This is a genomic window from Streptomyces sp. NPDC001617 (genome assembly GCF_053596855.1).
The window spans coordinates 226,486-247,265 of sequence record NZ_JBSFHA010000005.1 but is presented as its reverse complement, the minus strand read 5'-3'; the positions used below and the strand labels follow the sequence as shown (position 1 = coordinate 247,265).

General features: G+C 69.4%; 18 protein-coding genes and 1 pseudogene. 8 read left to right on the top strand and 11 right to left on the bottom strand.

All coding sequences use genetic code 11. The features are described from left to right. Positions 1-76: pseudogene (locus ACWC09_RS06550) on the top strand (hypothetical protein); the annotation flags it as partial. Positions 77-148: 72 nt separating this feature from the next. After that, complete coding sequence (locus ACWC09_RS06545) at positions 149-403, top strand: hypothetical protein (RefSeq protein WP_450849117.1); 255 nt, start codon at positions 149-151, stop codon at positions 401-403. A gap of 135 nt (positions 404-538) precedes the next feature. Here ACWC09_RS06545 and ACWC09_RS06540 read toward each other — a convergent pair whose 3' ends face one another. The 4 genes from ACWC09_RS06540 to ACWC09_RS06525 form a co-directional block, all read right to left on the bottom strand. Continuing rightward, positions 539-1,285, bottom strand: a complete 747-nt coding sequence (locus tag ACWC09_RS06540) for a DUF6227 family protein (RefSeq protein ID WP_450849115.1) — start codon at positions 1,283-1,285, stop codon at positions 539-541. A gap of 197 nt (positions 1,286-1,482) precedes the next feature. Beyond that, the gene (locus ACWC09_RS06535; RefSeq protein WP_450849114.1) at positions 1,483-2,709 is read right to left on the bottom strand and encodes a L,D-transpeptidase; all 1,227 of its coding nucleotides are present in this window, start codon (positions 2,707-2,709) and stop codon (positions 1,483-1,485) included. A 266-nt stretch (positions 2,710-2,975) separates the two neighbouring features. Continuing rightward, entirely contained in the window at positions 2,976-4,004 is a 1,029-nt protein-coding gene (locus ACWC09_RS06530) for a P1 family peptidase (protein WP_450849113.1), read from the bottom strand. A gap of 39 nt (positions 4,005-4,043) precedes the next feature. After that, positions 4,044-5,261 carry a low temperature requirement protein A gene (locus tag ACWC09_RS06525; RefSeq protein ID WP_450849112.1) on the bottom strand — a complete coding sequence of 406 codons (1,218 nt, stop codon included), beginning with the start codon at positions 5,259-5,261 and terminating at the stop codon, positions 4,044-4,046. A gap of 228 nt (positions 5,262-5,489) precedes the next feature. Between ACWC09_RS06525 and pflB the strand changes: the two genes are divergently transcribed. From pflB to ACWC09_RS06510, 3 genes are read left to right on the top strand one after another with little or no spacing between them, the layout of a single operon-like run. Continuing rightward, complete coding sequence (pflB, locus tag ACWC09_RS06520) at positions 5,490-7,787, top strand: formate C-acetyltransferase (protein WP_450849110.1); 2,298 nt, start codon at positions 5,490-5,492, stop codon at positions 7,785-7,787. A gap of 12 nt (positions 7,788-7,799) precedes the next feature. After that, positions 7,800-8,627, top strand: coding sequence for a pyruvate formate-lyase-activating protein (pflA, locus tag ACWC09_RS06515; RefSeq protein WP_450849108.1), 828 nt, complete (start codon positions 7,800-7,802; stop codon positions 8,625-8,627). Positions 8,628-8,679: 52 nt separating this feature from the next. After that, positions 8,680-8,862, top strand: a complete 183-nt coding sequence (locus tag ACWC09_RS06510; protein ID WP_450849106.1) for a hypothetical protein — start codon at positions 8,680-8,682, stop codon at positions 8,860-8,862. 43 nt (positions 8,863-8,905) lie between these two features. Here ACWC09_RS06510 and mscL read toward each other — a convergent pair whose 3' ends face one another. The 6 genes from mscL to ACWC09_RS06480 form a co-directional block, all read right to left on the bottom strand. Further along, complete coding sequence (gene mscL / locus ACWC09_RS06505; RefSeq protein WP_450849104.1) at positions 8,906-9,382, bottom strand: large conductance mechanosensitive channel protein MscL; 477 nt, start codon at positions 9,380-9,382, stop codon at positions 8,906-8,908. Between the two features lie 138 nt (positions 9,383-9,520). Beyond that, the gene (locus tag ACWC09_RS06500; RefSeq protein WP_450849102.1) at positions 9,521-10,057 is read right to left on the bottom strand and encodes a hypothetical protein; all 537 of its coding nucleotides are present in this window, start codon (positions 10,055-10,057) and stop codon (positions 9,521-9,523) included. Positions 10,058-10,210: 153 nt separating this feature from the next. After that, the gene (locus ACWC09_RS06495) at positions 10,211-11,044 is read right to left on the bottom strand and encodes an S-methyl-5'-thioadenosine phosphorylase (RefSeq protein WP_450849101.1); all 834 of its coding nucleotides are present in this window, start codon (positions 11,042-11,044) and stop codon (positions 10,211-10,213) included. A 98-nt stretch (positions 11,045-11,142) separates the two neighbouring features. Further along, the gene (locus ACWC09_RS06490; RefSeq protein ID WP_450849099.1) at positions 11,143-11,460 is read right to left on the bottom strand and encodes an FmdB family zinc ribbon protein; all 318 of its coding nucleotides are present in this window, start codon (positions 11,458-11,460) and stop codon (positions 11,143-11,145) included. Between the two features lie 67 nt (positions 11,461-11,527). After that, on the bottom strand, positions 11,528-12,820 hold the full coding sequence (locus tag ACWC09_RS06485; protein WP_450849097.1) for an MFS transporter: 1,293 nt from the start codon (positions 12,818-12,820) through the stop codon (positions 11,528-11,530). 368 nt (positions 12,821-13,188) lie between these two features. After that, positions 13,189-14,724 (bottom strand): potassium/proton antiporter, encoded by a 1,536-nt coding sequence (locus tag ACWC09_RS06480; protein WP_450849135.1) that lies wholly within the window; start codon positions 14,722-14,724, stop codon positions 13,189-13,191. A gap of 229 nt (positions 14,725-14,953) precedes the next feature. On the opposite strand from ACWC09_RS06480, the gene ACWC09_RS06475 reads away from it, so the two are divergent. Then, complete coding sequence (locus ACWC09_RS06475; RefSeq protein ID WP_450849095.1) at positions 14,954-17,737, top strand: penicillin acylase family protein; 2,784 nt, start codon at positions 14,954-14,956, stop codon at positions 17,735-17,737. 66 nt (positions 17,738-17,803) lie between these two features. On the opposite strand, the gene ACWC09_RS06470 is transcribed toward ACWC09_RS06475, so the two are convergent. Next, complete coding sequence (locus ACWC09_RS06470) at positions 17,804-18,388, bottom strand: 5-formyltetrahydrofolate cyclo-ligase (RefSeq protein WP_450849094.1); 585 nt, start codon at positions 18,386-18,388, stop codon at positions 17,804-17,806. Positions 18,389-18,521: 133 nt separating this feature from the next. On the opposite strand from ACWC09_RS06470, the gene galU reads away from it, so the two are divergent. Next, on the top strand, positions 18,522-19,424 hold the full coding sequence (gene galU, locus ACWC09_RS06465; RefSeq protein ID WP_450849092.1) for a UTP--glucose-1-phosphate uridylyltransferase GalU: 903 nt from the start codon (positions 18,522-18,524) through the stop codon (positions 19,422-19,424). A 5-nt stretch (positions 19,425-19,429) separates the two neighbouring features. Continuing rightward, the gene (gene glp, locus ACWC09_RS06460) at positions 19,430-20,752 is read left to right on the top strand and encodes a molybdotransferase-like divisome protein Glp (RefSeq protein WP_450849090.1); all 1,323 of its coding nucleotides are present in this window, start codon (positions 19,430-19,432) and stop codon (positions 20,750-20,752) included. The last annotated feature ends 28 nt before the right edge of the window (positions 20,753-20,780 follow it).

Here is a 20,780-nt window from a genome sequence, read left to right as displayed (position 1 = left end):
CGTGGCACCCGAGGCCGCGGCCGGCGGCCCGCTCTCGCTCGTCCGCACCGGGGACGTCATCGGCCTCGACGTCGAGCCACCTGCGTGGCATGCGAGATACGTCACGGTCCGGGACCAAAGTCCCGGACCGTGATGTCTACTGGGGTGCATGCCCGATGAGCACGTCTCGATCCTCCAGTCGCTGGGCGTGGCCCTTCTCGCCCTCGCCACTGTCGTCTGGGTGATCGGCCTGATCCGCCTCCTGCGCCGCGCCCGCTCCGGAGCCGGACTGTGGCACGGCCACACTCTGCACGCCCTCCCGCATCAGCGGCAGGCCGGCCCCCAACTGGAGTCCGTCGAACTGACCCCGGCGGAGAGGGACGCGTTCGCGGGTCTGGTACGACAGCTCAGCGACGGGCGTTAGCGCAGCGACGGGCATTGGCTCAACGAAAGGCGCTGGGGCACGAGCTGGGGGCGTACGCCGGACCGTGCGCGCCGGGGTGCGTGCCGATGCCGCACGCCGGGAGTGCGAGCTTGGCACCGGAAGTGCTCACATCTCTCAGGAAACCTGCGTCGCGCGGCGCTCCATCGCGTCCCGGGCCGCGTCCTCCGTGACATACACCTCGCACATGTGCCGTCCGTCGGGCGTGGCCGTGTGCTCGACCTCCCAGAGGGAGACCTCCGCGCCGTCGCGCAGCAGGAACGCGTGCTCGTAGAGCGCGAAGCACAACCCTGCGCGCCCCGCACGGCACGGACGCCCGAAGGCCTGCGTGATCTGGTGGGCGAAGGCGGTCGACAGCAGTTCCGCCGTCTCCGAGTCCGGCCGGTCGGTGTTCTCCGCACGGCGCAGAAGCCGACGCGCGTGGTCCGCCGAGTCGTCCGGCACGTACGCGTGCCGGGGGGCCGGGATCGGGGACAGCTGCACCGTCACCGGCAGTTCGAAGTCCGGCGCGTCCGGCGGCAGCGGCAGGCGCGCGGTGGCCGTGCGCAGCTCCTCCTCGTCGACGTACACCTCGTGCTGCGCGGCGCTGCCCGGCGCTGTGTTGTGCACGAGCTCCCACAGGGTGAGCGCCGAGCCGTCCGCGAGCAGCCACGTGTGCCGGTACGTCTCGCGGTGCAGCCCCGCGCTGTGGTGCGCGGAGTGCAGCGAACTGTCGTGCGCCAGCGCACAGTCGAGCCGCTGTATGACGTCGTCGGGCAGCTCGAAGGAGTTCAGGGCACGGCCGAGGAGTCGCGCGAGGTGCTCCTCCGGAGACTCGGGCGACTCGGGTGGTTCGTACGCTGTGGTCTCGTACGGAACGCTCAAGGTTTCTCCCGGCGTTGCTGCATGTCACCTTGTGGGTGCATACCGTAGCCCCTCGGTCGGACATCATGTCCGGGAACCGAGAAAACGTGCGCACAGAAAACGCCTGGGCCGTGTGAGAAGTTCCCACACGGCCCGACGATCTGTCAGAACACGCTGTTCAGGCGGCGCTTGAGCCGGTCATGTGCTGCTCGCGACGATCAGGCGGCACTTCCCGCGATCCAGTCGCTCCACGTCAGGTTCCACCCGTTGAGCCCGTTGTCGGGCGCCACCGTCTTGTCGGGGGAGTTCTTGACGATCACGACGTCCCCGATGAGCGAGTTGTCGTAGAACCACTTGGCGTTCGTGGCGCCCTGAGCGCCCTGCACATCCGCGAGCCCGACGCAGCCGTGGCTGGTGCCCTCGCGGCCGAAGGGCGGGTTGGCCTTGTTGTACCAGTAGTTGCCGTGGATGAACGTCCCCGACGTCGTCAGACGCATCGCGTGCGGCACGTCCGGGATGTCGTACTCGCCGCCAAGACCGACGGTCTGGCTGTTCATGCGCGTCTGCACGAACTTCTCGGAGATCACCATCTGCCCGTTGTACGTGGTGTGCTGAGGGCTGCCGGTCGAGACCGGGACCGTCTTGAACGTCTTGCCGTCCCGCACGATCGTCATGGTCTGCGTGTTGACGTCGACGGTGGAGACCTGCGAACGCCCGATGGTGAAGGTGACGGTCTTCTTCTGCACCCCGTAGACGCCGTTGGCGCCCTGCACGCCGTCCAGGTCGATGTTCATCGTGACCTTCGAGCCGGCCTTCCAGTACTCCTCCGGCCGGAAGTCCAGCCGCTGCGAGCCGAACCAGTGCCCGACGACCTTCTGCCCACTGCTGGAGGTGACCGTGATGTGCGACTGCACGGCCTTCTTGTCGCTGATCACCTTGTCGAAGTTGAACGACACCGGCATCCCGACCCCGACCGTGGTCCCGTTGTCCGGCGTGTACGTCCCGATGAAGCTGTTCGCCGAAGTGACCGTGGTGAAGATGGAGTTGGCCGCCGCCGTATGACCGCCCGAGTCCTTCGCGGTCGCCGAGATCTGGTACTTCGTCCCCCGCTCGAGTTGCTCATTCGGCTTCCAGGTATCGCCGTTCCCGGATATCGAGCCCGCCACGGCCTGCCCCGACCCGGCCACCGTCATCTTCACGTCGGTCAGCTTGCCCCCGCTGACCTTCACGCCGGTCGTGTTGATCGACGCGTCGGTCGAGCCGTCCTTCGCCGAGATGACGATCTTCGCCGTGGATGTCTTGGCCGAGCCCTTGTCGCCGCCCTTGCTGTCGCTGTTGGCGTCGGCATTGGCGTTGCCGCCGCAGGCGGTGAGGGTGAGGGCGCCGACCATCAGGGCGGCACAGGCCCCCAGTACGCGCCGCGCTGCAATGTCCGGCGTTGTCACGGGCTGCTCCAGGTTCGTGTGATGTGCGTGATCCGCTCCAGTGCGTGGGGAAAGAGGGAACGGGTGGCTGCTGAGGTTCCCTTCGTGCGCTGTGGGCACCATCGCGTGACAGAACCAGGACATCTGCGAGTGGGGCGCGGGTGACGTGACGGGAGGCGCGCGTGGCTCGTGCGCCGGTCAGAGGGTGTCGCGCCGTCCGCCACGAGCCTCGAACCCCCCCCCATGCCGGGTGTTGTGCAAGCCGGGGACACGCGCCCCAGCCCGATTCACCGCCCCCCGTACAACTCCCCGTACGACGGCCACATCCCGCCCGGCCCGTCCACCGACTCGGCGGCACGCACGGCGCGCACGATCGCGCGCGTCACCACGTCCGCGCCCGCCTCAAGGATCTTGTTCAACGCGAGGGGGTGTTCGGCGTCCAACTGCCGCTCCCCTGTCGCCAGCGCGAACACCGTGTCGCCGTCGTTGAGCAAGTGCACCGGCCGCACGGCGCGCGCGATCCCGTCGTGCGCGGTGCCGGCCACCTTCTGCGCCTGGGCCTTCGACAGGTCCGCGTCGGTGGCCACCACGGCGAGCGTGGTGTTCAACAGCGGGCGCGTGTTCTTCGCCGCGGCCTCGGCGAGGCGCCGGCGTGCGGCCTCGTGGACGTGCGCCTGCGGGTAGTTCACGCGCCCTTGGAACAACTCCCCGTACAGGACGCCCGTTTCCGGGTCCATCACCGACCCTGCCGCATTGGCCACCACGAGCGCGGCCACGGTGATCCCCGAGTCGAGAACAGTGCTCGCGGTGCCGACCCCGCCCTTCATCGGTCCGACGGCGGCTCCCGCGCCGGCGCCCACGCACCCCTCCCTCACGCGCTCGCCGACCGCGCTCGCCGCGGCCCCCTCTACCGCCGCGCGACCGGTGGCGGCGTCGGGCCTGGCCCGGAATTCGCCGCCCCGCCCCAGGTCGAAGACGCAGGCGGCGGGCACCACAGGTACGACGTGCATGGGGTCTTCCCCGACCCGCACGCCGCGCCCCTGCTCCTCCAGCCAGGCCATCACGCCGGACGCCGCGTCGAGCCCGTACGCGCTGCCGCCGGTCAGCACGATCGCCTCGACCTTCTGCACCACGTTGCGCGGATCGAGGGCGTCGGTCTCCTTGGTGCCGGGCCCGCCGCCGCGTACGTCCACGGCGGCGACGGCGCCGCCTTCCGGGGCTAGTACGACGGTGGTGCCGGTGAGCCAACCGCTGCCGGAGCGTGTCGCGTGGCCCACCCGTACACCGGTGACGTCGGTCAAAGCGTCAACTGTCATGGACCCAGTCTCGCCCCGACCGCAGCGCGAGAGTCCTCCTCAGGCGACCGGGCTCGTCGCGCGCTCCCCGCTCGTTCCGCTGGCCCCGCGCTCCTTGGCGGCCATGCGCGCCGTGAGTGTCACCCCGGTCGCCACCGCCAGCGCCGACACGATGCCCGCCGCGAACACCGCCCAGTCGCCCAGGAACGTGCAGACGATCACCAGCAGTGCCGTGGTCGGCAGCACCAACTGCTGGGCGATGCCCACCTTGTAGAAGCGGGAGTGCAGCGCCCAGACGGTGAGGAAGTACAGCGCAGTCGGCAGCGTCACCGCGGCCGACGCGGCCAAGGTGGAGATGTGCGCCTTGCCGACCGCCTGCTCCACCGCGACCTGCAGTCCCGCGCCGATGGCGGCCGCGGAAGCAAAGATCAGATAGTGGCCGTAGCCCCACAGGAAGGCCTGCCGGTTGGAGCGCAGGTGGCCGTGGATCGGTACGACGAAGTAGATCCACCAGGCGGCGAAGACGATCAGCAGCCCACCCGCCGCGATCGGCAGCAGGTCCGCCAGGGCGTCGTGTTCGTCGATGCCCGACTTCACGGCGACGGTGGCCGCCGCGATGGACTCGCCGAGCACGATGATCGTGAACAGCCCGTACCGTTCGGAGATGTGGTGCGGGTGCCAGGACGTCGGGTGGTCCTTCTCCGCGAACGGCGGCACGCACATCTCGAGGAGCACCATCACCAGGAAGACCCATGGCCTGGCACCCTCCTGCGGCAACAGCAGCCCCAGCCAGCCGACCTGGCACAGCATCACGCCTCCGGCGTACCGCAGAGCCATCGTTCTCTCCGCGCCCTCGGTCGACCGTGCCACGCGGAGCCATTGCGCTATCAGGGCGAGCCGCATGATCAGGTAGCCCAGCAGGACGACCAGGAAATCGTGGTTCTCGAAAGCCCGGGACACTCCGGCGGCCAGGACGAGCACCCCGGCGATCTGGACCAGGGTGACGACCCGGTAGAGCGCATCGTCGTTGTCGTACGCCGAGGCGAACCACGTGAAGTTCATCCACGCCCACCAGATGGAGAAGAACACCATCGCGTAGTTGAGGATGCCCTCGCCCGCGTGCCCCTCGGCGACGGCGTGCACCAGCTGGACGCCCGCCTGAGCGATGGCCACGACGAAGCACAGGTCGAAGAAGAGCTCGAGCGGCGAGGCGACGCGATGTGCCTCGTCGCGGCCGCGGGCGGCGAGTTTGCGCAGAGGTCTGTGGCTGGACGTCATGAGCCCAAGCACATCAGATAACCCGCGCACATTCTTGTGAAGGGATTCATAAGCGAAGGAGAGTCCGAAGGCCCCGCGAACAGGCCGGGTGGGCCGGAGTGATCGGCGTTCCGATCGATTATCGATAGGACCTTTGGCCCGGGATCGGGGACCAACGCAGCTCCCGGAAGCGCCCGCGCGGGCGTGCAATGGATCCGTACTGATGAAGCCATGCGGAAGGTGTGCGCCATGACTGCGACTCCTGCGGAAACCACGACCGTCACCCCTGCAGAGGAGGCGCCGCACGAACCGTCGCCGCTGGGGGATGCCTGGGCCGGCTTCCGGGGCGGCCTGTGGCGCGACAACGTCGACGTCCGCGACTTCGTCCAGCAGAACTACGCCCCCTACCAGGGCGACGCCTCCTTCCTCGCCGGACCCACCGAGCGCACCACCGAGGTCTGGAAGAAGCTCCTCGGGATGTTCCCGACCGAGATCGAGCGCGGCGTCTACGACGTCGACACCAGGACGCCCTCCCGTATCGACGCCTTCGCGCCCGGCTACATCGACCGCGACCTCGACCTGATCGTCGGCCTCCAGACCGACGCCCCGCTCAAGCGCGCCATCATGCCCAACGGTGGCTGGCGCATGGTCGAGGGCGCCCTGAACGCCTACGGGTACGAAGCCGACCCGGCCGTCCGGGAGATCTACACCAAGCTCCGCAAGACCCACAACGACGGCGTCTTCGACGCCTACACCGCCGAGATCCGCGCCTGCCGCTCCTCCGGCATCATCACCGGCCTGCCCGACGCCTACGGTCGCGGCCGCATCATCGGCGACTACCGCCGCGTCGCCCTCTACGGCGTCGACCGGCTCATCGTCGCGAAGCGAGCGGACAAAAGCGCAGTCGAAGTCCTCTGGCCGAGTGCGCAGGTGATCCAGGAACGCGAGGAAATCGCCGAGCAGATCCGCGCCCTCGAGGAACTCAAGACCATGGCCCTCTCCTACGGCCACGACATCTCCGGCCCCGCCCGCACCGGCCGCGAGGCCGTCCAATGGCTCTACTTCGCCTACCTTGCCGCGGTCAAGGAGCAGAACGGCGCCGCCATGTCGGTAGGCCGCATCGACGCCTTCCTCGACATCTACCTCCAGCGGGACATCGAGGCCGGCCTGCTCACCGAGTCCGAAGCTCAGGAGCTCATCGATGACTTCGTCATCAAGCTCCGCATCGTGCGCTTCCTGCGCACCCCCGAGTACAACGAGCTCTACTCCGGCGACCCCACCTGGGTCACCTGGTCGATGGGCGGCATCGGCGCCGACGGGCGCCCCCTGGTCACCCGCACCACCTTCCGCGCCCTCAACACCCTCTACAACCTCGGCTCGGCTCCCGAGCCCAACCTCACCGTCTTCTGGTCGCCGCGCCTGCCCGAGGCCTTCAAGTCGTACGCGGCCCAGGTCGCCATCGACACCAGCGCCCTGCAGTTCGAGTCCGACGAACTCATGCGCCCCAAGTACGGGGACGACACCGCCATCGCCTGCTGTGTCTCGGCGATGGCGGTCGGCAAGCAGATGCAGTTCTTCGGCGCCCGCGTCAACGTCGCCAAGGCCCTCCTCTACGCCATCAACGGCGGCCGCGACGAGAAGTCCGGCGAGACGGTCGTCGAGGGCTTCGAGCCGATCACCGACGAGTACCTCGACCACGACACCGTCCTCGCCCGCTACGACGCCATGCTCGGCTGGCTCGCCAAGACCTACGTGCACGCGCTCAACGTCATCCACTACATGCACGACAAGTACGCCTACGAGCGCCTCGAAATGGCCCTGCACGACCGGGAGATCCTGCGCACCATGGCGTGCGGCATCGCCGGCCTCTCGGTCGCCGCCGACTCGCTGTCCGCCATCAAGCACGCGCGCGTGAAGGTCATCCGCGACGAGACGGGCCTCGCCGTCGACTACGTGGTCGAGGGCGACTACCCGGCGTACGGCAACAACGACGACCGGGCCGACTCGCTCGCGCGCTGGATCGTCCACGAGTTCATGCAGAAGGTCCGCCGACACCCGACGTACCGCGACGCAGTGCACACCCAGTCGGTCCTGACGATCACCTCGAACGTCGTCTACGGCAAGAAGACCGGCAACACGCCCGACGGCCGCCGCGCGGGCACCCCCTTCGCGCCCGGCGCCAACCCAATGAACGGGCGCGACGAGCACGGCTACGTCGCCTCGGCGCTCTCCGTCGCCAAACTCCCTTACGACGACGCGGAGGACGGCATCTCGCTGACCAACACCATCACCCCGGACGCCCTGGGCCGCACACCCGGGGAGCGGATCGACAACCTGGCGGGCGTCCTGGACGGCTTCATGGCCAGTGACGGCTTCCATATGAACGTCAACGTCCTCGACCGGGCGACCCTTCAGGACGCGATGGAGCACCCCGAGAAGTACCCGCAGCTGACCATCCGGGTCTCCGGCTACGCGGTCAACTTCGTCCGCCTCACGCGTGAGCAGCAACTCGACGTCATCAACCGCACGTTCCACGGCTCGCTTTGAGGGAGTAGGGCGATGACTGCGCTTCTTCCTGCGACGCCGACCCTGCCGACGCCGACCCGCGGGCTCGTGCCCGCGGCGGCCACCCCGGCCGCCGCGGCGACCCGGCGCCCGGTGGTCGGCTCGGTCCACTCGTGGGACCTGTCGACCGGTGTCGACGGCCCCGGCACCCGCTTCGTCACCTTCCTGTCGGGTTGCCCGCTGACCTGCCTGTACTGCCACAACCCCGACACCTGGCGGATGCGCGACGGCAAGCGCACCACGGCCGACGAGATAGTCGCCGAGGCCGCCAAGTACACGCGGTTCATCGAGGCCGCGGGCGGCGGTACGACCGTCAGCGGGGGAGAACCGCTGCTCCAGCCCGTCTTCACCGGCGAGCTGCTGCACCGCTTCAAGCACGAACTCGGCCTGCACACCGCCCTCGACACCTCGGGCTTCCTCGGCGTCCGCGCCACCGACGCCCTGCTGAGGGACACCGACCTGGTCCTGCTCGACATCAAGTCCTGGAACCGCTCCACCTACCGGGAGGTCACCGGCCGCCCCCTGCAACCCACCCTCGACTTCGCCCACCGCCTCGCCGACCTCGGCAAGGAGGTCCACGTCCGCTTCGTGCTCGTGCCCGGCCTCACCGACGAGCCGGCCAACATCGAAGGCGTCGCCGCCTTCGCCGCCTCCCTCGGCAACGTCACCCGCGTCGACGTCCTGCCCTTCCACAAGCTCGGCGAGGCCAAGTGGCAGAGGCTCGGCCGGCCCTTCGCCCTGCACGACACCCCCTGCCCCACACCGGAGCAGACCGCCCTGGCCAGGAGCGTCTTCGCGGTACACGGTCTGTACGTGGTGTGAGCCAACGGCGCGACCCGGCCGACGCACACCCCCGGGGCCGTACTCTGGAGGCATGACCTCCGCCCCCACCCCCGAGCCGCGCGCCCCGAAGCCCGCGCTGATCTTCGACGACCCGCTGGACCGGCAGTCCTCGGACGACACGGACCGCGGCTGGGGCGAACGGCCGGCCTCCGACGGCGACGCCGCGGCCGACCTGAAGCGCTTCCTCGACGAGAAGCCGCCCCACCACCTCTGAGCGGTGCGGACACCCGCCCGCCAGGCCCAGCGGGCCGCCGCCGCTACCGCCCGTCGTGCCCGGACCCGCGCTGCGCGACCAGGGCGTCGCGGATCTCCTTGAGCACCTCCAGCTCCGTCACCTCGATCACCTCCTGCGCGCCCTCCTTCGCCTTCCTGCGGGCCGCCTGCCGCGCCAGGTACTTCGACATCGGCAGAACCATCAGGAAGTAGACGACGGCCGCGGTGGTCACGAACGTGAGCGTGGCGCCGAGAACGGAGCCCCACATGATCGGGATACCGCTCTTCACCGTGCCGTCCGCGTTCACCACGCACGGGTCCTTCAGGCACGAGGTGTAGCTCTCGAGGCTCTTCGTGCCGATCGCTCCGACCAGTGGGTTGATCACACCCTTCACCACCGAGTTGACGATGTTGGTGAAGGCGGTGCCGATGACCACCGCCACTGCCAGGTCGACGACGTTCCCGCGCATCAGGAAGGCCTTGAAGCCCTGCCAGACGCTCGGATCCTTCTTCTCGCTCACCTCGGGGCCTCTTCTCGCACGCACAGGTTGTGGAACAAACAGCTCCGCAACCTACGTCAACACGCGGCCGCTCTGTCCAATTGGGTAGCTCGGTACAGGGACTTGCCAGGAAATCGCGCACGATACGGACGACGCGGCTCAGCACAGTGTCACCGCCAGGCGTGCCGTCGCGCCCGCACCGGCGAGGCGCGCGGCGGTGGTTCGAGGAACCGAGAGGACGACCAGCGCCCCACTGTCGGCCTCACCGTCCAACCGCTCCGGCACCTTGGTCACCCTCGCTCCGCGCGCGACCACCTGTGCGTCGCCGCCTGTCGCCGTCTCCCGGGCCGCGATGACGTCCACCCGGTCACCGGGCCGCAGCAGCCGGACCGTGGCCCCGTCGGCGATCCGCACGGGCGCGGCCACCATCTGGACGGCCCGGTGCCTTCGTACGGGGTCCGCCACCGGATGCCCGCGCGCCTGCTCGGTGTCCCGCGGACCGGCGGCCACCAGCGCCGCAGCGGTCACGGCAAGGCCCAGTGCCACGGCCCTCCTGCGATGCCGTACGAGTCGCTGGAGTTGATACCGTCCGCCGCGTACCCGCACGGGTGCGAAGTGCGGGACCTCGCATGTGGCGGGTGCGTCGGTGCCGAGCGGGCGAGGGGAGGGGAGAAGGGGCGGAGGGGGAATGGACATGCGGATCACCACCTGCGTCGAGGAATCGGCTTGCAGGCCCACGATGAGGCTTCGCACCGATTCCCGCCGAGGTCGGTGGACTACCCGCGGGTTGTGGACAACTCCCTCACCCGAATGGGCAGTTCCGCCCTCCGAATCCCCATCCCCGCCGCGTTACGGCAGCTCGAACCCCGGGTCCATCCCGCCCAGCGCCGTCGTGCACAGGCAATCGCGGTCCTCGTTCGCGGGCAGGCCGGCCACCGCGTCGAACAGCACGCCCCGCAACCGGTCCACGTTCGCCGCGAACACCTGCAGCACCTCGTCGTGCGAGACACCCCCGCCGGTCTCGGCGCCCGCGTCGAGGTCGGTGACCAGGGTCAACGACGTGTAGCAGAGCTCCAGTTCACGGGCGAGCGCGGCCTCGGGGTGCCCGGTCATGCCCACCACCGACCAGCCCTGCGCCCGGTGCCACAGCGATTCCGCACGCGTCGAGAAACGCGGCCCCTCGACCACGACCAGCGTGCCGCCGTCCACCGGCTCCCAGTCCCGGCCACGCGCCGCCTTCAAAGCGGCCGTGCGTCCGACGGGGCAGTAGGGATCGGCAAGGGACACGTGCACCACGTTCGGCACGTTGCCGCCGGGCAGTGGCAGCCCGTCGAAGTACGTCCCCACCCGGGACTTCGTACGGTCGACCAGCTGGTCCGGCACGAGGAGCGTGCCCGGCCCGTACTCGGGGCGCAGCCCGCCCACCGCGCACGGACCCAGGACCTGCCGTGCGCCGACCGACCGCAGCGCCCACAGGTTCGCCCGGTAGTTGATCCGGTGCGGAGGCAGATGGTGGCCGCGGCCGTGGCGGGGCAGGAAGGCGACGCGCCGTCCGGCGACCTCGCCGAGGAAGAGGGAGTCGCTGGGCGGACCGTACGGGGTGTCCACCTGGACTTCGGTCACGTCCTCGAGGAACGAGTAGAAGCCCGAGCCGCCGATTACACCGATCTCTGCGTTCGCCATGGCCAGCACAGTATCCGGCGACCGCGGAGCGGGGAGAGGGGCTCCGGAAACGCCGAAAACCCTGCCGTCCTACGACGACAGGGTTCCGTGCGCTTGCCCTACGCGGCGGAGCTGCTGCTGGAGGAGGTGCCGCTGCCGGACGACTTCGAGTCCGAGGACGACGAAGACGACTTCGAGTCCGAGGACGTGGTGGACGTCGACGACTTCGACGACGACGCCGGCGAGCTGCTCGACGAGGAGCCGCGGCTGTCGTTGCGGTAGAAGCCGGAGCCCTTGAAGACAATGCCGACCGCGGAGAACACCTTCTTCAGGCGGCCACCGCAGTTGGGGCACTCGGTCAGGGCGTCGTCGGTGAACTTCTGCACCGCCTCGAGGCCCTCGCCGCACTCGGTGCACTGGTACTGATAGGTGGGCACTGTCTTCCTCCTGGCACTCTCACTCAATGAGTGCTAACGAGGGTCCATAGTGACGTATTCCTGAGGATCAGTCCACCGTCACCGGCACGCGGTGACCGACGCCACGTGCCACGGTCCGGCTGCGGGGCCGTGATACAAGGCGCGAGCGCAGAGCCACGAGGGTCGCCAGGGCGAGCACTGTACCGGCCATCGGCACGAGGAATCCGGCGCCGTCCCGGAAGCGGTCCTCCAGCTGTCCGGCGATGGTGACGGCCGCCGCCTGGCCGAGCGCCACCGCACCGGTCAGCCAGGTGAAGGCCTCGGTGCGGGCACCGGCCGGCACCAGGCCCTCGACCAGCGTGTAGCCGGTGATCAGCGCGGGCGCGACGCACATACCGACGAGCAGGCCCAGGCCGGCCAGGACGAGCACGGAGTGCGCGGCCCACAGACCGGAGGCCGTCAGCGCGAGCGCGCCGTAGCCCACGACCAGGCGCCGCTGCGGAGCCACCTTCCAGGCGATCGCGCCGCACACGATCCCGGAGAGCATGTTGCCCCCTGCGAAGACGCCGTACAGGATGCCGTTCAGGCCGGGCTCACCGATCGACTCGCTGAACGCCGCCAGCGAGACCTGCATGCCGCCGAAGACGGCGCCGATGCCGAGAAAGGCCACGATCAACACGCGCACACCGGGGATGCCCAGTGCGGAAATGTGCTCCTCGCGCGCGTGCCCGGCCAGGGTGACGGCGGGCTGCGTGGTCTTCTGCGCCGCGAAGAGCAGCCCGCCGAGCAGGGTGAGCGCCGCCTCCGTCACCAGGCCCGCGGCCGGGGCGACGGTGGTGCACAGGGCGGTGGCCAGCAGCGGGCCGAAGACGAAGGTGAGCTCGTCCGTGACGGACTCGAAGGCGGCCGCGGTGGTCATCAGGGGCGAGCCCTGGAGCTTCACGCCCCAGCGGGCACGCACCATGGGCCCGATCTGCGGCACCGAGGCGCCTGTCGGCACGGCCGCCGCGAACAGCGCCCACATCGGCGCGTGGGTCAGTGCGAGCGCCGTCAGGGTCAGGCCCGACAGCGTGTGGACCAGCACGCCGGGGAGCAGCACGGCGCGTTGCCCGTAGCGGTCGGCCAGGCGCCCGCTGTAGGGAGCGAACAGCGCCATGGAGACGCCGGTGACGGCCGCGGCGGCGCCCGCCGCTCCGTACGAGCCGGTGGTGTGCTGCACGAGCAGCACGATGGAGATGGTGAGCATGGCGAACGGCTGGCGCGCGGCGAAGCCGGGGAACAGAAATGTCCAGGCGCCACGGGTGCGCAACAGCTGCCCGTATCCCGGACGGGAGGAAGCCGACGAGTCCTGTGACGGCTCGGTGGTGACCGTGGATGCCACGGCCCGTGCCTTTCTGCCGCCTGGTAGCGCGCCCGTGCGGGGGCGCCGAGAGCTGTCCTCTTGCGCGGAACTGCGGTAGATGCCGGTGCCCACTGCGGAAGGCGCCCCGACCGCCATACGGTCGCGCCAGCTCTGCGTCAGGCAGAGTTGGTTCGATCAGAGTGTGCCTTCATCCTACAGGGGTCGACGCCTGGGGTGCCTGTGAAAACGAGCACCATGCGCGTGTTCACCTGTGATTGGCGGGGGTGTGAACCATATGAAACACGCCATTAACGACATGGAGCGCCGCTTCGCGCGCCGTGCACGCCCCCACTCTCACGCCCCACCGTCATGCCGCCCGGCCACGCGACTTCGCTCGCCCCGTCCCGTCAGCGCCCCGCATTCGCCCCGTTCGTCCCCAGCCATCCGGCCAGCTTGCCTCCGTGCCCCACGGCGCGGAGTCGTTTCTCCGCTGCGTCCCGGACGGGATCCGTGGCGACGACGAGGAGTTCGTCGCCGCGCCGGAGCACCGTCGTAGGCAGCGGAACAAACGATTTTCCGTCACGGACGACCAGGGTGACGGCGGCGCCTGCGGGCAGCCGCAGCTCGTGGACCTCGACGCCGTGCATCTTCGAGCCCTCGGGGATCGCGACCGAGAGCAGATGCCCGCGCAGTCGCTCCAGGGGGGCTGACTCGATGCCGAGGTCGGCGGCTTCGCTGTCCTCGCCGAGGCGCAGCTTGCGGGCCAGCCAGGGCAGCGTCGGCCCCTGGATCAGGGTGTAGACGACGACCAGGACGAAGACGATGTTGAAGATGCGGCGGCTGGCGACGACGCCCTGCACCATCGGGATCGTCGCCAGGATGATGGGCACCGCGCCGCGCAGCCCGGCCCAGGACATCAGGGTCTGCTCCTGCCAGGGCACCCGGAACGGCGTCAGGCACAGCACCACGCTCAGCGGTCGCGCGACCATGGTCAGCGCCAGGCCGATGACGAGGGCGGGCCAGACGTCGTCGCCGAGCTCGTGCGGGGTGACCAGGAGGCCGAGCAGGACGAACATGCCGATCTGGGCGATCCAGCCGAGCCCGTCGGCGAACCCGCGCGTGGCGGGCCAGTGCGGCAGCTTGGCGTTGCCCATCACCATCGAGGCGAGATAGACGCCCAGGAAGCCGCTGCCGTGCGCCAGCGCGCCCCCCGCGTACGCGGTGACGGCGATCGCCATGACGGCGATCGGGTAGAGGCCGGACGCGGGCAGGGCCACATGCCGAAGGCCCCAGGAGCCGAGCCAGCCCACCGCGAGGCCGATGGCCGCGCCGATCGCCAGCTCAAGGGCTATCTCGCCGAGCAGCACGTACCAGTGGTCTACGGGGCCGGCGGTGGAGAAGGCGACCACCAGGATGACGACGGGAGCGTCGTTGAAGCCGGACTCGGCCTCCAGCGTGCCCGTCACGCGCGCGGGGAGGGGGATTTTCCGCAGTACGGAGAAGACCGCCGCCGCGTCCGTGGAGGAGACGACCGCTCCGACGATGAGGGCCTGGCGCCACTCCAGCCCGATCAGGTAGTGCGCCGCCGACGCCGTGACCCCGACGCTCACCGCGACTCCGACCAGCGCCAGCGCGGAGGCGGCCGGCAGGGCCGGCTTGATCTCCTTCCACTTCGTGCCGAGGCCGCCTTCGGCCAGGATCACGACAAGTGCCGCGTATCCGATGACCTGGGTCATCTCGGCATTGTTGAAGTGGATGTCGCCGATCCCGTCCTGGCCCATGAGGATCCCGATCCCCAGGTACACGAGCAGGCTTGGGAGCCCGCTGCGCGAGGAGATCCGGACCGCTGCCACGGCGACGAGCAGGACGAGCGAGCAGACGAGCAGAAGCTGGTTGAGGTGGTGGACAGTCAGCGGCCGTTCCCTTCCCTGGCTCACACGCATCCCGCGCGGGAGCTCACGTACATAGGACACGAAGTCGTGGAACTCCGCACCCAAGTACTTTGTTACCTTACCTAACTCTTGACGATTTCTTGACGCTCCCCGAGGCAAGATCGAACGCGCGCCGGCGCTCGTTCCCGACACCGCGTCAAGGGGCACAGGGCCCTACGCCTATGGTTGCTCCAGCACTCCAGGACCGCCTGCCGCTCGCGTTAGGACAGCAAGGACAGCGATGCCCCCCAACACCACCGCCACAACGGGTGACAAGCCCGGCAAGTCCGGCAGGAAGAAGGGGCGCAAAGCCCGACTCATCGTGCTGGTACTGGTCCTGGCCATCATCGGAGGCGTCGCCTACGGGGCGTACTGGTCCATCAGCACCGTCCGCGCGTCGTTCCCTCAGACCAAGGGCTCGATCACACTCGACGGCCTGTCAGGACCCGTCGATGTGAAGCGTGACAGCTACGGCATCCCGCAGATCTACGCGTCCTCCGACGAGGACCTGTTCATGGCGCAGGGCTACGTCCAGGCGCAGGACCGGTTCTACGAGATGGACGTGCGCCGTCACATGACCTCCGGGCGCCTGTCGGAGATGTTCGGCAAGGGCCAGGTCAAGAACGACGAGTTCCTGCGCACCCTGGGCTGGGACCGCGTGGCAAAGCAGGAGTACGACAGCAAGCTGTCGGCCTCCACCAAGAAGTACCTCCAGGCGTACGCCAAGGGGGTCAACGCCTACCTGCAGGGCAAGGACGGCAAGGACATCTCCCTGGAGTACGCCGCTCTGGGCTTCACCAACGACTACACGCCCGAGAAGTGGACCCCGGTCGACTCGATCTCGTGGCTCAAGGCGATGGCCTGGGACCTGCGCGGCAACATGCAGGACGAGATCGACCGCGCCCTGATGACCAGCCGCCTCGGCCCGCAGCAGATCAAGGACCTCTACCCGGAGTACCCGTACAGCCGTAACGAAACGATCGTTCAGGAGGGCCGGTACAACGGGCTCACCGAGAGGTTCGAGCAGAACGGCAGCGCGTCGGCCGGCGGAACGTCCACCAGCGGCTCCACGGGCACGTCCACGGGCTCGGCGACCTCCGCCCTCCAGAGCCAGCTCTCGGGCCTCTACGACACCCTGGACGACCTTCCGACGGCCGTCGGCGTGAACGGCCAGGGCATCGGCTCCAACTCCTGGGTCGTCTCCGGAAGTCACACCATCACCGGCCACCCGCTGCTGGCCAACGACCCGCACTTGTCGGCCTCCCTGCCGTCCGTCTGGTACCAGATGGGCCTGCACTGCCGCACGGTCTCCAGCAAGTGCCAGTACGACGTGACCGGTTACACCTTCGCGGGCATGCCTGGCGTGGTCATCGGCCACAACGCGGACATCGCCTGGGGCATGACCAACTCCGGCGTCGACGTCACCGACCTCTACCTGGAGAAGCTCAGCGGCGAGGGCTACCTCTACGACGGCACGGTCAAGCCCTTCAAGACGCGCGAGGAGACCATCAAGGTCGCCGGCGGCGCCTCCAAGAAGATCGTCGTCCGCCAGACCAGCGACGGAATGCCCCTGCTGTCCGACCGTGACGACGAGCTGGTGAAGGTCGGCAAGAAGGCCTCAGTCGACACCGCGGCGCCCGACCGCGGCGATGGCTACGCGGTCGCCCTGCGCTGGACCGCGCTCGATCCCGGCACCTCCATGGACGCCGTCTTCGCCATGGACAAGGCCTCGAACTGGAGCGAATTCCGTTCCGCGGCGGCTCTGTTCGACGTGCCGTCGCAGAACCTGGTCTACGCCGACAAGACCAACATCGGCTACACCCTGCCCGGAAAGATCCCCACGCGCGCGAAGAAGGACACCGGTTCCATTCCCGCGCCCGGCTGGGACTCCAGCTACAAGTGGACCGGGTACATCCCCAAGGACGCACTGCCCTACGAGTACAACCCGTCACGCGGCTACATCGTCACCGCCAACCAGGCCGTGATCGACCCGGACAAGTACCCCTACACGCTCACCACGGACTGGGGCTACGGCACCCGCAGCCAGCGCATCACCGACCTGATCGAGTCGAAGATCAAGGGCGGCGGCAAGATCTCCACCGACGACATGCGCCAGATGCAGCTGGACAACAGCAGCGAGATCGCCAAGCTGCTCGTGCCCAAGCTGCTGAAGATCGACATCAAGGACAAGGACACCAGCGGAGCGAAGGCCGTCCGCGAGGCGCAGGACCTGCTGGAAGGCTGGGACTACACCCAGGACGCCGACTCGGCCGCGGCCGCCTACTTCAACGCGGTCTGGCGCAACATCCTCAAGCTCGCTTTCGGCAACAAGCTGCCCAAGGAGCTGCGCGTCAAGGGCCAGTGCCTGTGGGTCGACCCCGTCAACACCACCGGCCCCGCGGACGAGATCAACAAGGTCCGCGAGTGCGGCGAGCGCGACGCCGACCAGGCGCAGCCCGACGGCGGCGACCGCTGGTTCGAGGTCGTGCGCAACCTCATGGACGACCCGAAGAGCGACTGGTGGTCCACGCCCAAGTCGCTCACCCGGCCCGGAGCGAGCGACAACCGCGACGACCTGTTCAAACGCGCCATGATCGACGCCCGCTGGGAGCTGACCGCCAAGCTCGGCAAGGACATCGACACCTGGAGCTGGGGTCGGCTGCACCGCCTGTTCCTGAAGAACCAGACCCTCGGCACCGACGGCCCCGGCTTCCTGAAGTACGTCCTCAACCGCGGCCCCTGGAAGCTCAGCGGCGGCGAGGCGACGGTCAACGCCACCGGCTGGAACGCCGCCGGCGGCTACGGCGTCGTCTGGGTCCCGTCGATGCGCATGGTGGTCAACCTCGGCGACCTCGACAAGTCGAAGTGGATCAATCTCACCGGCGCCTCGGGCCACGCCTTCAGCGCGCACTACACCGACCAGACGAGCAAGTGGGTCAAGGGCGAACTGCTCGACTGGAGCTTCTCGGACAAGGCCGTCGACAAGGACACGAGCGACACGCTGGTGCTCAAGCCGGGATCCTGAGGCGGCAGGCCGAAGCGAGAGCTTGAACTGAGGGCGCGCGGTGATCTCCGCGCGCCCTCAGGCGTTTTACGCGCCGCTACGGAAGCGGCGCACGCCTGACGGCGTCACCACCGCGTGCACCGGCCGGTCGTGCGCCTCCTCCGGGACGTGCCCGACGACCTCGGTGTCGTACAGCAACACCACCAGCGCGGGGCGCACGCCCGCGCGCTCCAGACGTGCGAGGACACGGTCGTACGACCCCCCGCCGCGCCCCAGCCGCATCCCGCGTGCGTCGACCGCGAGCCCCGGTAGCAGCACCACGTCGGCCTCGGTCACGGCGTCCGGCCCGAGCCGCGCGCCGGTCGGCTCGAACAGCGCCATCCTGCCGCCGTGTTGGACGCGCGCGAGGGAGCCCTCACCGGTGTAGGCGCCCCAGTCCAGGTCGTTGTCGGGCAGGAGCGCCGGGAGCAGGACCCGCACGCCCCGCGCGCGCAGCGTGTCCAGGAGCGCGAGGGTGCCTGGTTCGCTGCCCACGGAGACGTACGCCGCCACCGTGCGCGCATCCGCCAGCTCGGGCAGCTCCAGCGCGCGCCCGGCCAGCCCTTCCGCGGCTGTGCGCACGTCATCCGCCGTCAATCTGTTTCTCACCGCGAGGAACTCTCGCCGCAACATTCGCTTGTCAGGCTCGGCCGCACGTCCGATGTGACTCACAGGTCGCACCCGTACCCTTCCTAATAGGCTCATATGAGAGCCAATTAACCGGAGCCACAGATTCCCTGCAAAGGCACCGGATAAGGTTGCGGGCATGACTCAGGCGCAACCCAGGATCAGCAAGGCTGTCATCCCCGCAGCAGGCCTCGGCACCCGGTTCCTGCCGGCCACCAAGGCCACTCCCAAGGAGATGCTGCCGGTCGTCGACAAGCCGGCGATCCAGTACGTGGTCGAGGAGGCCGTCTCCGCCGGCCTCGACGACGTCCTCATGATCACAGGCCGCAACAAGCGCCCCCTCGAGGACCACTTCGACCGCAACTACGAGCTCGAGTCCGCCCTCCAGAAGAAGGGCGACGCGGGCCGGCTCGCCAAGGTCCAGGAGTCCAGCGACCTCGCCACCATGCACTACGTGCGCCAGGGCGACCCCAAGGGGCTCGGTCACGCCGTGCTGTGCGCCGCCCCGCACGTGGGGCATGAGCCCTTCGCCGTTCTGCTCGGCGACGACCTGATCGACCCGCGCGACCCGCTGCTCGCGCGCATGGTCGAGGTCCAGGAGCAGCACGGCGGCAGCGTCATCGCTCTGATGGAGGTCGCGCCGGAGCAGATCCACCTCTACGGATGTGCGGCCGTGGAGACCACCGAGGCCGGCGACGTCGTCAAGGTGACCGGCCTGGTGGAGAAGCCCGACGAGGCGGACGCGCCGTCGCACTACGCGGTCATCGGCCGTTATGTCCTCGACCCGCACATCTTCGACATACTGCGCAAGACCGAGCCGGGCCGCGGCGGCGAGATCCAGCTCACCGACGCCCTCCAGCAGCTCGCGCAGGACGAGAAGGTCGGCGGCCCCGTGCACGGCGTCGTCTTCAAGGGCCGCCGCTATGACACCGGTGACCGCGGCGACTACCTGCGTGCCATTGTCAGACTCGCGTGCGAACGTGAAGACCTGGGCCCGGACTTCCGGACCTGGCTTCGCAGTTACGTAGCCGAGGAGATGTAGCAACGTTGAGCAGCGCCGCGCCCCGCACCACCGGCCCGGACCATCTGTGGTCGGTGGACGAACACCTGGAGGACATCCTCGCGACCGTCCGCCCCCTGGAACCCATCGAGCTGCAACTCCTCGACGCACAGGGCTGCGTCCTGGTCGAGGACGTCACGGTGCCGGTCTCACTGCCGCCGTTCGACAACAGCTCCATGGACGGGTACGCGGTGCGGGTCGCGGATGTCGCGGGCGCGAGCGAGGAGTTCCCCGCCGTCCTGGACGTCGTCGGGGACGTCGCGGCGGGCCAGGCCGAGCTGCTCCACGTGGGCCCCGGCCAGGCCGCCCGCATCATGACCGGAGCCCCGCTGCCGCCCGGCGCCGAGACCGTCGTACCCGTGGAGTGGACCGACGGGGGCCTCGGCGAGGGCCCGGTGACCGGGATGCGCGCCCGCAGCCTCGCGCCCGAGGGCGCCGAAGGGCATGTGCACGTGTACCGGTCGGCCGAGGCACGCGCGCATGTGCGCGCGAAGGGCAGCGACGTGAAGGCCGGGGACCGGGCCCTCGACGCCGGTACGGTCCTCGGGCCGTCGCAGATCGCGCTGCTGGCCGCGATCGGACGCGGCACGGTACGCGTGCGCCCGCGCCCGCGCGTGGTCGTCATGTCCACCGGCAGCGAGCTCGTCCAGCCCGACGAGAAGCTGGGCAGCGGCCAGATCTACGACTCCAACAGCTTCGCCCTCACCGCCTGCGCCCGGGACGCCGGCGCCATCGCCTACCGGGTGGGCGCCGTGGCCGACGACGCCCAGACGCTCCGCTCCACCATCGAGGACCAGCTCGTCCGTGCCGACCTCCTGGTCACCACGGGAGGCGTGAGCGTCGGGGCGTACGACGTGGTCAAGGAAGCCCTGTCCTACGTCGGCGACGAGGACGAGGCGGGCAGCGGCATCGACTTCCGCAAGCTCGCCATGCAGCCCGGCAAGCCCCAGGGCTTCGGCTCCATCGGCCCCGACCACACCCCGCTGCTCGCGCTCCCGGGCAACCCGGTGTCGTCGTACGTCTCCTTCGAGCTGTTCGTCCGCCCGGCGATCCGCACCCTCATGGGGCTCGACGACGTCCACCGGCCGCGCACGCGCGCGACCCTCACCACCGGCAAGGCGCTGACCTCGCCGAAGGGCCGCCGGCAGTTCCTGCGCGGGAGGTACGCCGACGGCGCTGTCACCCCGGTCGGCGGCGCCGGATCGCACCTGGTCGCCGCCCTCGCGCAGGCCGACGCGCTGATCGTCGTCCCCGAGGACGTGGAGTCCGTCGAACCCGGCACCGAGGTCGAGGTCGTCCTGCTCGGCTGAGTCCACGCGCGCGGAGCGGTTCGTGGGG

Coding starts and splice junctions, on each gene's coding strand:
- galU (WP_450849092.1), top strand. CDS start 18,522: ATGACTCAGGCGCAACCCAGGATCAGCAAGGCTGTCATCCCCGCAGCA.
- ACWC09_RS06525 (WP_450849112.1), bottom strand. CDS start 5,261: ATGACGTCCAGCCACAGACCTCTGCGCAAACTCGCCGCCCGCGGCCGC.
- ACWC09_RS06545 (WP_450849117.1), top strand. CDS start 149: ATGCCCGATGAGCACGTCTCGATCCTCCAGTCGCTGGGCGTGGCCCTT.
- ACWC09_RS06480 (WP_450849135.1), bottom strand. CDS start 14,724: ATGCGTGTGAGCCAGGGAAGGGAACGGCCGCTGACTGTCCACCACCTC.
- ACWC09_RS06530 (WP_450849113.1), bottom strand. CDS start 4,004: ATGACAGTTGACGCTTTGACCGACGTCACCGGTGTACGGGTGGGCCAC.
- pflA (WP_450849108.1), top strand. CDS start 7,800: ATGACTGCGCTTCTTCCTGCGACGCCGACCCTGCCGACGCCGACCCGC.
- ACWC09_RS06510 (WP_450849106.1), top strand. CDS start 8,680: ATGACCTCCGCCCCCACCCCCGAGCCGCGCGCCCCGAAGCCCGCGCTG.
- ACWC09_RS06470 (WP_450849094.1), bottom strand. CDS start 18,388: ATGTTGCGGCGAGAGTTCCTCGCGGTGAGAAACAGATTGACGGCGGAT.
- ACWC09_RS06500 (WP_450849102.1), bottom strand. CDS start 10,057: ATGTCCATTCCCCCTCCGCCCCTTCTCCCCTCCCCTCGCCCGCTCGGC.
- ACWC09_RS06475 (WP_450849095.1), top strand. CDS start 14,954: ATGCCCCCCAACACCACCGCCACAACGGGTGACAAGCCCGGCAAGTCC.
- ACWC09_RS06495 (WP_450849101.1), bottom strand. CDS start 11,044: ATGGCGAACGCAGAGATCGGTGTAATCGGCGGCTCGGGCTTCTACTCG.
- pflB (WP_450849110.1), top strand. CDS start 5,490: ATGACTGCGACTCCTGCGGAAACCACGACCGTCACCCCTGCAGAGGAG.